Genomic DNA, 16,096 nt, shown 5'->3' on the forward strand with positions numbered 1-16,096 from the left:
TTCTGCGGGGCGCCTGCTCCGCGAGGCCGGGTTCCGTCGTCGGGGCGGGGCCTTCCTCGGGGGCGGGCTCTTTCGCCCGGGGCTCGGCGGGAATGTCGTACCCGGCGCATAGTCTGCGATCGTGAGGGCGGAGCCGAGCATCCTGCACGTCGACCTCGACGCGATGTTCGCCGCGGTCGAGCAGCGCGACAAGGTCTCGCTGCGCGGGCGCCCGGTGATCGTCGGCGGCGTGGCCGGGCGTGGCGTGGTGGCCACCGCGTCGTATGAGGCCAGGGCCTTCGGCGCCCGCTCCGCCATGCCGATGGCCCAGGCCCGACGGCTCTGCCCACCCGGCACGGCGTATCTGTCGCCACGGTTCGCGGCCTACAAGAAGACCAGCACCGTCGTCATGGGCCTGCTCCGACACGTGTCCCCGCTGGTCGAGCAGGTGTCCATCGACGAGGCGTATGTCGACTTGGCCGCCGCCGACCACGACCTCAGCACGTCCGGGGTGACCGCGCTCGCCCTCCGGCTGAAGGCGGAGATCGCCGAGGCCACCGGCGGCGTCACCGGTTCGATCGGTGCCGCCTCCAGCAAACTCCTCGCCAAGATCGGCTCCGACCTGCACAAGCCGGACGGGCTGACCGTCGTAGCCCCCGGCGAGGAACTGGCCTTCCTACATCCGCTGCCGGTCAACCGCCTCGGCGGCGTCGGCCCGGCCACCGAGCAGCGCCTGCACCGCTCCGGCGTCCGTACCATCGGCGACCTGGCCACCGTCGCGCTGGACGACCTGGTCGACTGGTTCGGCAACGCCCACGGGACGGGCCTCTACCGCCTGGCCCGCGGCGACGACAGCCGCCCGGTGATCAGCGAGCGCGAGGCCAAGTCGGTCTCCGCCGAGGAGACCTTCGACGTCGACCTCACCGATCCGGCCCAGCTCAACCGCGAACTCGACCTGCTCTCCGCCCGCGTCGCCGGCCGCCTCCGCAGCAGCGGCCTGACCGGCCGTACCGTCAACATCAAGGTCCGTTCCCCGGATTTCACCACGGTGACCCGCGCCTTCACCCGAGACCAGCCCACAGACGACGGCCGCCTGCTGGCCCAGCTGGCCCGCCGCCTCCTGGCCGAGGTAAACACCTCAGGCGGCGTCCGCCTCCTCGGCGTAGGCGTCTCCACCCTGGCCGACTTCGCCCAGGACGACCTCTTCTCCGCGGCCGCCATGCTCCCCAACCCACCCATTCCCCCGCCCGCAGCCCCTGTCACTCATCTCCCACCCGGCGCCGCTGCTCACCCCGCTGCCGGTTCCGCTGCCGCTGCTCACCCCGCCGCCGCTTCCGTTGCTGGGCCCGCTGCCGGTTCCGCTTCCGCTTCTGTTGCCGGTTCCGCTGCTCACCCCGCCGCCGCTTCCGCTGCTGGGCCCGCTGCCGGTTCCGGTTCCGCTGCTCACCCTGCTGCCGGTTCCGTTGCTGGTTCCGCTGCTCACCCCGCCGCCGCTTCCGTTGCTGGGCCCGCTGCCGGTTCCGCTGCTCATCCTGATACTGATTCCTTCGCTCACTCCGCAGCCGGTTTCACCGGCCAGGACGGCGATGAGTCTGCTGTTGGTTCCGCTGTTCAAGCGGCTGCCGGGCCTGTTGCGCACCCTGCTTTCGGGTCTGTCGCTCAAACCGGTGCCAGCTCTGTTGATCAACCTGTGGCCGGGCCCGCTTCTCTCTCGTTCGCTGATCCGTCTGGTGAGTCCGTTGCCGGCTCATCCGCAATCCGTCCCGGTGAGTCTGTTGCCGGTTCACCCGCAACCCGTCCGGGCGAGTTTTCTGGCTACTCCTCCGCCGGCCTCGCTGATTCGATGGCATCCGCGCCCGACGCTCCGGCGGCAGTGACGGATCCAGCTTCCGCCGGGTCTCCACCCGCCCACTTCCCTGGTGTGGCCGACCTTCCTGCCGACGCCGGCGCTGCCGTCGATGACCACACCACCACCCCGGGCGATGTAGCGGCCCCAGCACCCGTCTGGCGACCCGGCCAGGATGTGCGGCACGACGATCATGGGACGGGCTGGGTGTGGGGAAGCGGCCTGGGCCGGGTCACCGTCCGCTTCGAAGGCCCGCACACGCACCCAGGCCCGGTCCGCACCTTCGCCGTCGACGATCCGCATCTGCATCCCGCCGACCCACCCGACTGGACCCTTCCACCCACCCCTTGACCCGCAGATCTTGGACGTTTGTCCCCCGGCGGCGGTAGTTGATCGTCCAAGATCTGGGGGGTTGGTGCGGGGCCGTCGCTGGCCGCTTGGTTGCGGTTCTTGGGGGGTTTGCGGTCCGGCGGATGGCCGATCGTCGAGGTACGGGGGAGCGCCGAGGTAAGCGCCTCCGTCCCCTCTTTACCCCGCTGTTCGCGGATCTTGGACGTCCTGCCGCCGGACGCGGTGGTAAAACGTCCAAGATCTGGGGGATGTCGGGGCGGGGCGCCTCCGCCTGCTGCCTGCTCCGCGGATCTTGGACGTTGATCCCCTGGAAGCGGTGGCTAGTCGTCCAAGATCCGGGAAAGCGCTGAGGTGGGCGCCTTCGGCTTCCGCTTGGCTTGCGGTTCTTGGGTGCTTGCGGTCCGGCTGGGTGGCCGATCGTCGAGGTGCGAGTAGCGCCGGGGTGTGCGCCTTCGTCCCTGCTCAACCCGCTGTTTGCGGATCTTGGACGCCTTGCCGCCGGATGCGGTGGTCGACCGTCCAAGATCCGGGGGAGTGCTGGGTGGGGACCTTCGCTTGCGGCTTGGCTTGTTGATGTTGGACGTTTGTCCCCTGGGTGGGGTGGCTGGGCGTTCAAGATCCAAGAGGGCTGGATCTTCGTGCCTGGCCGCGAGGGGGCCGAGGCAACGTCCGCGGCCGGCTGGATCTTCGTGCCTGGCTGCGAGGGGGGGGCGAGGCAACGTCCGCGGCCGGCTGGATCTCCCTGGCTGGGTGGTGAGGGCTGTTCGAAGGTTGTCCAGACAGCGCTCGGGGCCGGCCGGATCTTTTTGGAAGGCGTTGAGACGGCTTCCGCGCCGGCGGCTGGCTGTGAGGGCGAGGCAGGGGGTCAACGGAGTTGAAACGGCTCCTGGAGGCGGCGGAAGGGTGTGGACTGGGGATCGACGGGTACGCCGCATGGGCGATGGCGACCGCCGGGTTGTGCGGATGATGCACGGCCCAGGGGTTGATCCGTACTGATGGATGTGGCGCGGCTTGGCAACCAGGTCGCCGGGGAGTACGAACGGTCCAGGGAGGGCAATCCATATGACCGCAGTTTCCCCTCGTACCGTGCAGGCGCGGCCGTGGCCGGTGCGACGTGAGGTCAGGGGTTCCTGGCTGGCCCGGACGATCCGCACCACCGATGCCAAGCAGATCGGCATCATGTACATGGCCACGGCCATGGTGTGGTTCGTGCTGGGCGGGCTGATGGCGTTGCTGATGCGTGCCGAGCTGGGCCGGCCGGGCATGCAGATCCTGTCGCCGGAACAGTACAACCAGCTGTTCACCATGCACGGCACGATCATGCTGCTGTTCTTCGCGACGCCGATCGTGTTCGCCTTCGCCAACTTCGTGGTGCCGATCCAGATCGGGGCGCCGGATGTGGCGTTTCCGCGGCTCAACTCGTTCGCGTACTGGTTGTACTTCTTCGGCGGGATGATCGCGTTCGCCGGGTTTCTGGTGCCGGGCGGGGCCGCGGACTTCGGGTGGACCGCTTACGCCCCGCTGAGCACGGCGGCGCACTCGCCGGGCGTGGGCGGGAACATGTGGGTGGTCGGGCTGGCGATCTCCGGTGTCGGCACGATCCTCGGCGCGGTCAACATGATCACCACGATCCTGTGCCTGCGGGCGCCCGGGATGACCATGTTCCGGATGCCGATCATGACGTGGAACATCCTGCTCACGAGCGTACTGGTGGTGCTGGTCTTCCCGTTCCTGGCGGCGGCCCTCTTCGCGCTCGCCGCCGACCGGATACTGGGTGCGCAGGTCTTCAACGTGGGGACCGGCGGGCCGCTGCTGTGGCAGCACCTGTTCTGGTTCTTCGGCCATCCCGAGGTCTACATCATCGCGCTGCCGTTCTTCGGCATCATCACCGAGGTCATTCCGGTGTTCAGCCGTAAGCCGGTGTTCGGGTACAAGACCCTGGTCGCCGCCACGATCCTGATCACCATGCTGTCGATGAGCGTGTGGGCGCACCACATGTTCGCCACCGGTCAGGTGCTGCTGCCGTTCTTCAGCCTGCTCAGCTATCTGATCGCGATCCCGACCGGAATGAAGTTCTTCGTCTGGATCGGGACGATGTGGCGTGGGCAGCTCACCTTCGAGACGCCGATGCTGTTCGCCGTGGGGTTCATGGTGACGTTCCTGCTCGGCGGCCTGACCGGGGTGCTGCTGGCGTCGCCGCCGGTCGACTTCCACGTGACCGACAGCTATTTCGTGGTGGCGCACTTCCATTACGTGCTGTTCGGGACGATCGTTTTCGCGGTCTTCTCCGGCATCTATTTCTGGTTCCCGAAGATGTTCGGCCGGATGCTCGACGAGAAGCTGGGGAAGGTGCACTTCTGGCTCACCTTCGTCGGCTTCCACACCACCTTCCTGGTGCAGCACTGGCTCGGCAACGAGGGCATGCCCCGGCGGTATTCGGACTACCTGCCCGGCGACGGTTTCACCACGCTGAACATGGTCTCGACGGTGGGATCGTTCGTGCTCGGGGCCGCCACATTGCCGTTCATCTACAACGTGTGGCTGTCGTACCGGGCGGGCGAGGTGGTGACCGTCGATGATCCGTGGGGGCATGGGAACTCGCTCGAGTGGGCGACGTCGAGCCCGCCGCCGCTGCGCAACTTCGACCGGATGCCGCGGATCCGGTCCGAGCGGCCCGCGTTCGATCACAAGTTTCCCGAGCTTGCGGCCGCTGGGCAGTCCGTCGCCGGGCCGCCGGAGGGCGGGGCGCGCCCGTTCACCGAGGAATCCACCGGAGGAGCGACCTATCCGGAGGACCGTACCGATCGTTGAGATACACGGGTTAACAACCATGTATCCGGAAATTTCGGACAAGACGGTACGTGCGAATGGTGCTTTCTGCGCTTAAGCCCCGTAGCCCGCAAACCGTCACAGGCGATGAGAGATCCGACAACTCACCCCAGTCGGAAGGGATCTCATGCCGATCGCCCGTTCCTCGTCCCGTCCCGCCCACCTCACCGTGGCCGCGGCCGGAATGGCGGCCGCGCTCGTCCTCCCCGTGACGCCGGCGGCCGCGACCCCCGCGACGCCCGCCCCCGAGGGCTGCCATATCGGCGACTTCACCGCCCGGGCCGAGGCCGGGCTCGCCAAGATCACGGTGCTCGACCCGGGCCCGCTGGTGCGGGGCCTGCCCGCCCTCGCCGACGTCCGGCTCGCGGTGTCCGACGGCACCGTGAACAGCGCGGGCCGGCCGTTCAAGACGGTTGCCGGAGGCCGGCACGCCGACGCCAAGCTGCTGGGCATCCCGGGTGGCGGCACCGGGGCGCAGCACATGGCCCCGTCGAGGCAGCCCGGTCCGGTCACCGCCGAGCTGGCCCAGTTCCAGGCGGCCGGGCTCGCCACGGTGAAAGCCGGCAAGGCCACCGCCCAGGCGACCTGGGAGCGGGGATACCAGTGCGGCCGGACCGGGCCGCTGACCAGGTCGGCCGTCATGCTCGCCGGGCTGTCGCTGCTGGACGGCACCGGGCCGGTCCCGGCCATCCTCGCCGACCGGCGCCGGACCGGGCTGCTGCGGGTCGGGCCGAGCGGATCCACCCAGACCGCCACGGACCTCGTGCGGGTGGGGAGGGGCCGGATCGGCGTACGCTCCGCGGCCGGCGCCGCGCTCAGCGACCTGAGCCTGTTCGCCGGCACCCCGCAGGAGATCTCGATCAAGGTGATCAACCAGCCCCGGCTCGAGGTGATCGCGGGCGGCGACCGGGCCGACTCCAAGGTCACCTACAAGCCGGCGGTGCTCTCGGTGACCGCGGCCGGCGAATCGGCGCACGTGCTCAAGGACGTCGGCACGGCGGTCTCGCTCGACCTGCTCGGCGGGATCGAGGAGCGCAGCCCGGCGTCGCTCCAGGTCCGGGTCTCCCTCGGTGACCTGAAGCAGCAGATCAACGGACGACAGGTACGCGCCGAGGCGGCCAGCGTCCGGGTCGAGGTCAAGCTCGGCCAGGTGCACGTGCTGGACGTGACGCTCGGATACCTGTCCGCGGCGGCCTGCGCGCCGGCCGTCGTGCACGACGACAAGCCCTACGGCGAGCACCCGCGCGGCCGTACCTCCCCCACGCCCGCCGCGGTGCAGCCGGTCGGCCGGGTTCCGGCCGCGCCTTCGCCCGCCGCCTCGCCTTCGGCTTCGGTCTCGCCTTCCGGGGGTACGCGTGACGGCCAGCTCGCCCTGACCGGCACCGACGTGACGGCGTACGGCTTCGGCGGCGCGGCCCTCGTCCTCGGTGGACTGCTGGCCCTGCTCCTCGGCCGCCGTGGCCGCCGCAACTGAGGCGCCGTGGCCGCCGCAAACGACGCGCCGCGACCGGAGCGCCGTGGCCGCCGCGACTGAGGCGCCGCGGTCAGCGCACCTCCCTGAGGAAGTCCGCCAGGGTGCGGCGCGGGGTCCAGCCCTGGGCCCGGGCCCGGCCGACGTCCAGGATCACCGCGTTGGTGAGCTGTTCCACGGCGTAGCGGGTCAGCACCGGTGGCCGCCGGGTGACGCGGGCCAGGGTGGTCGCCATGGTCGCGGCGGCGGTCGCCACGGGGATCGGCAGATGGCGGACGCGGACGCCGCAGACCGCCTCGACGACCCGGTCGCGCTGATAGGGCCCGGCGTCCGCGATGTTGTAGGCCGCCGAGGGCCAGCCGGCGGCGGCCAGGCAGGCGTCGGCCAGGTTCTCCACCGCGGTCAGGCTGAGCGGGACGTCCGGGCCGGGGAGCAGCGCCCGCCCGCCGCGCACCACGCGCCGCAGCCGCGGCAGCAGGTGCGGGTCGCCGTGACCGTAGACGGCCCGGGGCCGCAGGACCACCGCGCCGGCCGCCAGGGCGAGGCGTTCTCCGGCCGCCTTGGTCCGGCCGTAGGCGGTCGTCCCGGCCAGCGGATGGTCCTCGCGGATCGGTTCCGGTCCGGCCGGGGCGTAGACGCTCGCGCTGCTCACCCACACGACCGTCCGCGTCCCGGCGGCCGCGAGGAGACGGGCCGCGCCGTCCACGTTCACCGCCCGGAAGGCGGCTTCGGCGACGCGGCCGGGCGGCGGGTCACCCACGGCGGCGGCGAGATGCAGCACGACGTCGGTCCCGGTCAGATCGGGCGGGGTACGGCGGGAAGCATCCCAATACCGGAATTCCCCCACCGGGCCGGGCCGTCGCCCGAGACAGACCACATCGGCCCCCGCCGCGGCGGCCGTACGAGCCACCACACCCCCGCAGAACCCGCTCGCCCCGGTGACCGCGATCCGCGCCGTCACCGGGCCGCCACGATCAGGCTGGACCAGCTGGGCAGGGCGCTGCGGCGGTCGGCGCGGGCCGCCCGTACCTCGGGGCGGTAGCGGGCCAGCGCCGTGAGGGTGTCGGTGAGCTGGAGCCGGGCCAGGCGCGCGCCGGGGCAGGCGTGCGGACCGGCGCCGAAGACCAGCTGGGCGATCCGGGACGGCGCCGGGTCGGTGGGATCGGGGTCGCGGTGGTGTGCGCCGGCCGCGTGCCGCGCCACCAGGATCAGCCGGTCACCGGCATCGACCGGGCAGCCGCCGACGACACCGCCGGCCGCCGCGACCCGGGGCAGCAGCGGGGTCGCCGCGGTCACCCGCAGCAGTTCGGCGGTCAGGGCCCCGGGGGCGGACCCGGCGTACGCCCAGAGATCCGCGTCGGCGCACCAGGCCACCGCGCGCGGCACCCCGGCGACGGTCGTGTTGATCGCGGCCACCGCCAGCATCGCCGCCAGCCCGTCCCCGGGAGGCGAGCCGGCTGGGGTGAGCAGGGCGTTCAGGCGGGCCGCGGCGCGGTGGGCGGCCCGGCGGTGGTGCGGGAGGGTGAGGCCGGGCAGGTGTTCGCGGGCGGCGGCCGCGGCGGCGGTGCGGGCCGCCGCGGCGAGGTCGCGGCCGTCCACGTCGACGCCGAGCAGGGCGGCCGCCGTGGTGCCGGAGAGTTCGGCGGCCACGTCCACCAGGTCGATCGTCCGGCCGTCGGCGAGTGGGGCCAGGCGGCGTTCGAGGACCGCGAGCCAGATCGGGCGCAGCCGGTCCACCCCGTCCGCGCCGAGCGACTCGGCGAGGGAGCGGCGGGAGCCTCGGTGGTCGTCGCCCTCCTGGTCGAACAGCAGGCCGCCGCCGGCCAGCCGCCCGGCCGCCCCGCCCGTGGTGCCCTCCGCGGTCCGGTCCAGCGGGACGCGGGTGAGACCGTCCAGGTAGGCCGTGGGGGAGTTGGCGATCACCGTCCCGCCGAGCCGGAGCGCCGCCCGGCGCCGGGTGGCCGCGAGCAGCGTGAACAGCACCGGGTGGGCGCGCAGATAGACCATCCGGTCCCGGCGCCGCGCCCGCCGCTGCCCGAGGTCGGCGCCGCTCATCGCGCCACCTCCGCTGCGCTCCGGCGTCGCAATGAGTTCATGACTGAGCTGAATGATTCGCTCGCAAGCTCGCTCATCGGACGTGGACCTCCGTCGAGGTGGGTGGGCGCCAGCGGCGGTCCCAGTACCAGAGGAGGGTGCGCCGGGCGCCCCACGCGCGCAGGCGGCGCAGGCTGGCCTCGACGACCACGTTCTCGGCCCGGACGATGCGGCTGGTCTCGCGGCGGGCGCGGTTGAGCATGGTGACGTCCTCGGACCCGTCCTCCAGGCGTTCCCGGGCGGTGCCGCCGCAGCGCTGGTAGAGGTCGGCGGTCACGGCCAGGTTGTGTCCGTGGATCAGGACGTACGGGGTGAGGTACGCCGGATCCCGGTGCGCCTTGCGGTAGCGGCCGTAGAGGGCGGCCAGCCGGACCGCCGCCGGGAAGACGTGGCGTTCCGCCCAGGTGGGGTTCTCGTCGCGGCGGGGGACGCTGCGCCCGCAGACCAGTTCCGCTCCGGCGGTCAGGTGGGCGCGGGCGGTCGCCACCCAGTTCGGGGCCGGGCGGCAGTCGGCGTCGGTACGGGCCAGCAGTGTCGCGCCGGTGGCGATGGCGTGCCGGAAACCGGTGTCGGCCGCGGTTCCGGCACCGGGCGACGATTCGGTGACCACCTCCACCGGGAACGGCGCGCCCACCGCGAACCGGCGGACCACCCCGGCGGTGCCGTCGGTGGACGCGTTGTCGACCACGATCAGCCGGAAGTCCCGGTCGGTCTGGGCGGCGAGCGCCTCCAGTACGACGCCGATCGTGGCGGCCTCGTCGAAGGCGGGCACGATCACCGCGAGCTCGCTCACCGGGCGTCCTCGGTGGACCCGTGCGGTGCTCCGTGAAAAGCGAGGACGGGCAGGAAGCGGGTGCTCATCCCCGTACCCCAGGAGGTTTTCTCTGATGTGGAATGCCGGCGGCGAGCGACGCGGCCGCGCCCCGGTCGGGTTTGCGGGAGCGGCCGGCCAGCGGGACCGGCGCGAAGAGCACGTGGTCCGGGCGGGCCGCGCCCATCCGGCGGAGCGGCTCGCGCAGCGCGGCCTCGACCGCGGGGCGGCTGGCGCCCGGCGCCGTCTCGACCACCGCGACCACGTGTTCGTCGCCGTCGCCGGCGGGCACGCCGACCAGGACCGCGAGGGCGACGCCGGGCACGTGCAGGGCCGGCTCGTAGAGGCCGGGATAGATGTTCTCGGCCCGCCGCAGGATCATGTCCTTGCAGCGCCCGGCCAGGACGACGCGGCGGCCCGTCACCGCCGCCACATCCCCGGTGGCAACCCACTCGTGCGGCTCCGCGCCGAGGTAGCGGTCGCAGACGCCGGCCCCGGCGAGCAGCAGCTGCCCGGTGTCGTCGAGGCGGGCCCGCACCCCGGGCAGCAGGTCACCGACCAGGTCGCCGTCGCCGTCGTAGGCGGCCTTCTCGCCGGACGCGACCGCCGCCGCGGGGAAGACCTCGGTGAGCGCGTAGACACCCCACGCCTCGTCGGCGCCGGCCGCGCGGACCCGGGCGAGCAGGTTCGCCGAGACCGGGGCGGAGCCGCTGTAGACCCGGCCGGTGAACGGTACGCCGGCGTCGAGGGCGGCCCGGATCTGCGGCGGCGTCAGGTAGGTGGCCTGCGGTTTCAGGCCGGTGACCTGCTTCGCGAGGGCGCGTGGGCGGCGGGCCGGCGCGGCGACCGGCGCTCCGGCGGCCAGCGACGGGACCATGACGAAGAAGGTGCCGCCGAGCACCGGGATCCCCGGGCTCGGCCGGACCAGGTCGTGTACGGCGCGCAGGCCGGTGCCGAGGCCGGAGCGGGTGTGCACCACGGCCCGGGGGCTGCTGGTCGTACCGGAGGTGAAGATGATGACCGCGTCGCCGTCGCCGTCGTAGGCCTTGGGGACGGGACCCGTTTTCACCACGAGCGAGGGAGCGTTGCCGGGCAGGCGCGGGCCCACGGTCGCTACCGGCGACATATCAGAAAAATCAGGCAATGATAGGCCGATTCGCCGCGCCAACGGGGCCGCCCAGCCCGCCACCGCCTGCGCCGCGGCATCCGCGATGATCAACGCGGGCGGGGCGAGCGCCAAACGCGCCCGGAGCACATCCGGTCCCGCCGTCGGATCCAGCAGGGCCACCCGGACCCCGAGACGGTAGGCCGCCAGCACCATGGCCAGCGCCCGCGGCCCCGGACGGATCGCGATCCCGAGCGTGTCACCCACGGTGAGACCCCGCGCGTGCAGGGCGGTCGCGTAACGGTCCCGCAGCACGGCCAGATCACCACGGGTCACCCGGCCGACGAGTGCGGGCCGGTCGTCGCCGGCCCGCAGGCCCGCGCTCAGCTCATCGAGCAAGGGGGATCCTCAACATGGTTCTCATCGGGGCCGGGTTCTCATCGGGGCCGGGTTCTCATCGGGGGCGGGTTCTCATCGGGGGTCGGGGGAGAGCGGGCCGCTGCCCCGGTCGAGATACCAGCGGGCGGTCCGCAGCACCCCGTACGCGCGCAGCCGCCGGGTCGAGTTCTCCACCACCATCGACCGGCTGTGCACGATCGATGAGGTGGTCCGGCGGACCCGGTTGAGGAAGAGCCGGTCGGTCGGCGACGGCCGCCGCGGCATCCCCCCGCAGGCCTCGTAGAGCGCTGCCGTGATCGCCATGTTGTTCCCGGCGTGCATCCGGTACGGCGCCAGGCTCCCGTCCCCCCGGTGCGCCGGCCGGATCCGCCCGAACGTCGCGGCCAGCGTCACGAGCAGCGCGAACACCGTCCGCCCGGCCGGACCGTGTTCGTCATGCCGGGCGGTGATCCGGCCGCACGCCATCCCGGCGCCGCCGTCCAGTGCGGCCCGGGCCGCCGCCACCCAACCGGGCCGGGGCAGGCAGTCGGCATCCGTACGCGCGATCAGGACCGCCCCGCCCCCGATGGCGTGCCGGAACCCGGTGTCGACCGCGCAGCCGACCCCCTTCTCCGGCTCGACGATCACGTGCACCGGGAACGGGGCGCACGGCGCGAACGCCCGGACCGCCTCGACCGTCGTGTCGGTGGAGCCGTTGTCGACCACGAGCAGGGTGAAGTCCGTGTCGGTCTGGGCGGCGAGGGCGTACAGGGTGGCGCTGATCCGGGCGGTCTCGTTGTAGGCGGGCACCACGACCCAGAGGCGGGTCATCGTTCCCAGACCATGGTCATGATGCTGACGCCGCCGCCGAGGCCCATGAACAGCACCCGATCCCCGGGCGACAAATACGGAAATGTCCTGTTTAACTGGACACCGAGCGTGGCGCTGGCCATGTTCCCCAGCGAGGTGACGGTGACCTCCAGCCGATCCCGCGGCACCCCGGTCACCTCGACGAACCGCTCCAGGTACGGCAACGTCACCTGATGCACCAGGATCTTCGCGTAGTCGGTGAACTCGAACCCGGTCCGCGCCCGCACCCGGTCCAGGATGCTGGCCCCGATCTTCTCGAACACACCGCGCAGCTTGTGCCCGTCACCGGTGAAGTACGAGTACTCGTCCCCGCGCGGATGCCGTGACCCGCCGCCCGGGATGCCACCGACCGTCCAGTGCTCGGAGAACGTCTCGGTGTCGACGTCCAGGATGCCGCCACGATCCACCGGCTCGACCACCACGGCCGCCCCGGCGTCGCCGAACGTGAACCCGGCGAACGACCGTCGCGCCTCCGCCATGTCCGCCACCCGCGGCCGCATCACCCGGCTCGGCGTCTCCCCGGTCACCACGAGCGCCCGCCGGGACCGCCCGGCCAGGATCATCGACCGGGCCAGGTCGACGCCGTTGACGAAGCTGTTGCAGGCGTTCGTGACGTCCAGGGCGTGCGCCCGGCTGCCGAGGGCGTCCTGAAGGATGTGCGCGGTGGCCGGCTCCACCATGTCCCGGCTGGCCGAGGCGAACAGCAGCAGGTCGATGTCGAGCGGGTCCAGCTCGGCGGAGTCCAGGGCGGCGCGGGCGGCGTGCAGGCCGAGGGTGGAGGCGTACTCGCCGTCGCCCGCGATGCGCCGCCGCTCGATGCCGGTGAGCCGGGTGAGCAGGCCGCGGGGCAGCCGGCCGATGCCGTCCTGGAGCTCGGCGGTACCGACCTCACGCTCCGGCAGATGCGCGCCCACCCCGGTGATCCCTACCCGCACTGTCCCCCCATAGCGGCCGCCGGTCGCTCAGCATGACGGTTCAGTGTCCGATAGGACGACCGTGCCGGAACAGCTCTTCCTGCTGGGAAACCTGGGCACCATGATCACCTATGCGGCGATCGCGGTGGCCATCGCGGTGCCCCTGGCCCGGGCGGGTCAACTGCGCGCCAACCGGCTCGCGGTCGCCACCGCGCTCATCTTCCTCACCTCGGCGATTGGGCACGGGCTGCACGCGTACCTGGCGTTCGCCAACCTGGACCGGGAGGAACACTCCGTGGCGATCGGCTGGCTCTGGGCGCTGGCCTGGTGGAACGTGTTCACCGCGGCGGTCGGCGTGTACTACTGGACGGTCCGCCAGAGACACGCGCCGCTGCGCGGCGCGATCTACACCGGCCCGCACCAGCAGCGGCTGCTCGACGAGGCGGACGCGCACCGGGCCACCCTGGAGGCGGTCGTCGAGCACACCGACGACGCGATCATCGGGCTGACCCTGGACGGCATCGTCACCGCGTGGAACGGCGGCGCCGAACGGCTCTTCGGCTACCCCGCCGCGGAGATCACCGGGCGGTCGGTGGCCCTCCTCGCCGACGAGGAGGGCGGGGTCGAGCAGGCGGAGATCCGGCGCCGGATCATCGACCAGCGGGAGCGGGGCGTCACCTACGAGACGCGGCGCTTCGCCAAGGACGGCACACCGATCGAGGTGTCGCTGAGCGTGGGGGCGATCCGGGACCGTACCGGCCGGCCGGCCGGCATCTCGGTGGTGGCCCGGGACATCACCGCCGTCAAGGAGGCCGCCGAACGCCGCCGGGTCGTCGAGGAGCGCACCCACCAGGCGCAGCGCATGGAGAGCCTGGGCAAACTGGCCGGCGGGGTGGCGCACGACTTCAACAACATCCTGGCGATCATCGTGAACTACACCGACTTCGCGGTCGAGGAGGCGGCCGGCAACGAGTCGCTGGAGACCGACCTCAAGCATGTGCGCAGCGCCGCCGACCGGGCCATCAACCTGACCCGCCAGCTGCTCACCTTCACCCGCGGCGACACCATCCAGCCGCGGGACGTCAACCTCAACGCGGCCCTCGCCGAGGTCCAGGCCATGCTCGAGCGGACCATCGGCGAGCACATCAACCTGATCACCGTGCCGTCCGCCGAGCCGGTCGTGGTGCACGCCGACCCCGGCCAGATCCAGCAGGTGCTGCTCAACCTGGCCATCAACGCCCGTGACGCGATGCCGGACGGCGGAACCCTGGTACTGGAGGCCAACGCCGCCGCCATCGACGGCGACGAGCTCGACATGCAGCCGTCGCTGCCCGCCGGAACCTACGCCCGCTTGCTGGTCAGCGACACCGGCGAGGGCATGACCGCGGACGTGGCGGCGCACATCTTCGAACCCTTCTACACCACCAAGCCGCGCGGTAAGGGCACCGGGCTCGGCCTGTCCACCGTCTACGGCATCGTCTCGGAGGCCGGCGGCAGCCTCAACGTCTACTCCGAACCCGGCGTCGGCACGACCTTCCGCATCTACCTGCCGATGGTCAGGGTCCCCGGCACGGCCACCCCCGCGGCATCACGCCAGGACGATCCGCCGCCCGGATCCGGCCAGACCGTCCTGGTGGTCGAGGACGAGCCCGCCCTGGCCCGGGTGGTCACCCGGATCCTGGCCGGCGCCGGCTACCACGTCCTCACCGCCACCGACGGCCGCCAGGCCCTCGCCCTCTTCCACCAGCACGACTGCGACGCCCTCCTGACCGACGTGATCATGCCCGAGATGTCCGGCCGCCGGCTCGCCGAGATCATCCACGGCACGCACCCCGACCTGCCGGTCCTCTACATGTCCGGCTACAGCAACGGCCTGCTCGGCACCACCCACGTGCTCGACGGCGACATCGCCTTCATCGAGAAGCCCTTCACCGCGAACGACCTCCTCCACAAGATCGCCGAGGTGGTCCCCACGGCCGTCCGCCCCTCCCGCTGACACCCCGCTCAGGTGCCGGAGCGGGGGCCGAAGGAGGCCAGGACCACGGTGAAACGGGCCAGCTCGGACGCCCACGACGAGCGGGGTGTCCGCCACTCGATCACATAGGACCGGCCGCCGCTGCTGGTCACCCGGCGCACCGCCCGCATGACGGTGCCGTCCGGGGCGCGGAACGTGTACTCCCAGACGCCGCTGAGCGGTTCGGGTAGTTCCTGGAGGCGCAGGCGGCGGTAACCGTCCAGGCCGGCGTCACGCTCGGCGTCCTCCAGTGAGGCGACCACGTCGCGGGGCGGACGGGCGAGCGGGGTGATGCCCAGGACGGTCCGGCCCCGGGTGCCGCCGGTGAAGGACAGCCCACCGGCCGTGGGTTCACCGGGCCGCCAGTTCGCGGGGATCGCCACCTGGAACCCGCTCGGGTCGATCCACCAGGTGAAACCGTCCGGGGCCGGTGGCGTCGACGGCACGACGGCGGGGATGCGGGTGGGGACCGCGGACGGCGTACCCGAGCGCTCTCCGCCCTCGGCGTTGGCCGCGACGGCGGTGAGGGTGGCGGCCAGGGTGACCGCCGCGGCGATCACCGGAACCCGGCGGCGGAACCGCGACCGGGACCGCTCCCGCCCGGCCTCGACGATCTTCCGGAGGCGGGCCTCCACCTCGGCCGCCGGCATCCGGCGGTCCGGTTCCCGTCGCAGCAGCCCGGCCAGCACCGGCGTGAGCGGACCGGCCAGGCGTGGCGGCGGTGGCCGGTCCGCGCCGACCGCACGCAGAATCTCGGTGGTGGTCTCCCGCTGGAACGGCGGCCGGCCCTCGACCGCCTGGTAGAGCGTCGCGCCGAGCGACCACAGGTCGGACCGCTCGTCGGAGACGTGGTCGAAGACGCGTTCCGGGGCGATGTACTTCGGGGATCCGAGGATGACGCCGGCGTCGGAGAGCCGCCGCACCCCGGCCGGGGTGACCGCCGGGCCGAAGTCGGTGAGCACCACCCGGCCGTCCAGCCCGATCAGGACGTTGCCGGGTTTGACGTCGAGGTGCAGCACCCCGGCCTCGCGGGCGGCCCGCAACCCGCCCAGTACGGCGAGGCCGATGACCGCGACCCGGGCCGGTGGCAGTGGACCGGACTCGCGGACCACCTGGTGCAGGGACCGGGACGGAAAATACTCCATCACCAGCCACGGCCCGTCCCACGACGGGAGCACGGCGAGGGTGCGGATGACGCTGGGGTGCGCGACCCGGGCGGCGGCCTCGGCCTCGGGGTAGGCCAGGCGGCGGATGAGCTCGTGCTGCGCCGGTGGCAGCCCGGCCGGGACGGTGCAGTGCTTGACGACCACGAACTCCGGCCCCGCGTCGCCGCCGGACTCGTCGGTGGCCAGCCAGACCCGGCTCATGCCGCCACCGGCGAGTGGGCGGACGAGACGGTAGCGCCCGGCAACGACCTCTCCCACCGTCGCCATG

Annotated in this window: 11 protein-coding genes; 4 read left to right on the plus strand and 7 right to left on the minus strand. The window is 72.5% G+C overall.

Translation table 11 applies throughout. The features are described 5' to 3' along the window. The first annotated feature begins 121 nt into the window (after nucleotides 1-121). The 3 genes from BJ964_RS47995 to BJ964_RS19290 all read left to right on the plus strand — a co-directional run bounded on the left by BJ964_RS47995 (nucleotide 122) and on the right by BJ964_RS19290 (nucleotide 6,479). Nucleotides 122-2,176: a DNA polymerase IV gene (locus BJ964_RS47995; protein WP_229807012.1), complete on the plus strand. Its 2,055-nt coding sequence runs from the start codon at nucleotides 122-124 to the stop codon at nucleotides 2,174-2,176. A gap of 1,062 nt (nucleotides 2,177-3,238) precedes the next feature. Next, nucleotides 3,239-4,987 carry an aa3-type cytochrome oxidase subunit I gene (ctaD, locus tag BJ964_RS19285; RefSeq protein WP_188121950.1) on the plus strand — a complete coding sequence of 583 codons (1,749 nt, stop codon included), beginning with the start codon at nucleotides 3,239-3,241 and terminating at the stop codon, nucleotides 4,985-4,987. 145 nt (nucleotides 4,988-5,132) lie between these two features. Then, nucleotides 5,133-6,479, plus strand: coding sequence for a hypothetical protein (locus tag BJ964_RS19290; RefSeq protein WP_188121951.1), 1,347 nt, complete (start codon nucleotides 5,133-5,135; stop codon nucleotides 6,477-6,479). Nucleotides 6,480-6,549: 70 nt separating this feature from the next. Here the strand turns inward: BJ964_RS19290 and BJ964_RS19295 are convergent, their stop codons facing one another. From BJ964_RS19295 to BJ964_RS19320, 6 genes are all read right to left on the minus strand, one after another. Beyond that, nucleotides 6,550-7,437: an NAD-dependent epimerase/dehydratase family protein gene (locus tag BJ964_RS19295; RefSeq protein ID WP_229807013.1), complete on the minus strand. Its 888-nt coding sequence runs from the start codon at nucleotides 7,435-7,437 to the stop codon at nucleotides 6,550-6,552. Next, entirely contained in the window at nucleotides 7,434-8,531 is a 1,098-nt protein-coding gene (locus BJ964_RS19300; RefSeq protein WP_188121952.1) for a cytochrome P450, read from the minus strand. The genes BJ964_RS19295 and BJ964_RS19300 overlap by 4 nt, the downstream gene beginning before the upstream one ends. Nucleotides 8,532-8,604: 73 nt before the next feature. Continuing rightward, the gene (locus tag BJ964_RS19305; protein ID WP_188121953.1) at nucleotides 8,605-9,363 is read right to left on the minus strand and encodes a glycosyltransferase family 2 protein; all 759 of its coding nucleotides are present in this window, start codon (nucleotides 9,361-9,363) and stop codon (nucleotides 8,605-8,607) included. Between the two features lie 64 nt (nucleotides 9,364-9,427). Continuing rightward, nucleotides 9,428-10,885, minus strand: coding sequence for an AMP-binding protein (locus BJ964_RS19310; protein WP_188121954.1), 1,458 nt, complete (start codon nucleotides 10,883-10,885; stop codon nucleotides 9,428-9,430). Between the two features lie 72 nt (nucleotides 10,886-10,957). After that, on the minus strand, nucleotides 10,958-11,695 hold the full coding sequence (locus tag BJ964_RS19315) for a glycosyltransferase family 2 protein (RefSeq protein WP_188121955.1): 738 nt from the start codon (nucleotides 11,693-11,695) through the stop codon (nucleotides 10,958-10,960). Then, nucleotides 11,692-12,669 (minus strand): 3-oxoacyl-ACP synthase III family protein, encoded by a 978-nt coding sequence (locus BJ964_RS19320; RefSeq protein ID WP_188121956.1) that lies wholly within the window; start codon nucleotides 12,667-12,669, stop codon nucleotides 11,692-11,694. Before BJ964_RS19320 ends, BJ964_RS19315 begins: the two co-directional genes overlap by 4 nt. Before the next feature lie 43 nt (nucleotides 12,670-12,712). Between BJ964_RS19320 and BJ964_RS19325 the strand changes: the two genes are divergently transcribed. After that, a complete protein-coding gene (locus tag BJ964_RS19325; protein ID WP_229807014.1) occupies nucleotides 12,713-14,644 on the plus strand; it encodes a PAS domain S-box protein in 1,932 nt (643 codons plus the stop codon). Nucleotides 14,645-14,652: 8 nt separating this feature from the next. Here the strand turns inward: BJ964_RS19325 and BJ964_RS19330 are convergent, their stop codons facing one another. Continuing rightward, nucleotides 14,653-16,095 (minus strand): serine/threonine-protein kinase, encoded by a 1,443-nt coding sequence (locus BJ964_RS19330; RefSeq protein WP_188121957.1) that lies wholly within the window; start codon nucleotides 16,093-16,095, stop codon nucleotides 14,653-14,655. Nucleotide 16,096: the final 1 nt, after the last annotated feature.

This window comes from Actinoplanes lobatus (genome assembly GCF_014205215.1).
GTDB classification, from domain to species: Bacteria; Actinomycetota; Actinomycetes; order Mycobacteriales; family Micromonosporaceae; genus Actinoplanes; species Actinoplanes lobatus.

Coding starts and splice junctions, on each gene's coding strand:
- ctaD (WP_188121950.1), top strand. CDS start 3,239: ATGACCGCAGTTTCCCCTCGTACCGTGCAGGCGCGGCCGTGGCCGGTG.
- BJ964_RS19290 (WP_188121951.1), top strand. CDS start 5,133: ATGCCGATCGCCCGTTCCTCGTCCCGTCCCGCCCACCTCACCGTGGCC.
- BJ964_RS19300 (WP_188121952.1), bottom strand. CDS start 8,531: ATGAGCGGCGCCGACCTCGGGCAGCGGCGGGCGCGGCGCCGGGACCGG.
- BJ964_RS19315 (WP_188121955.1), bottom strand. CDS start 11,695: ATGACCCGCCTCTGGGTCGTGGTGCCCGCCTACAACGAGACCGCCCGG.
- BJ964_RS19330 (WP_188121957.1), bottom strand. CDS start 16,095: ATGGCGACGGTGGGAGAGGTCGTTGCCGGGCGCTACCGTCTCGTCCGC.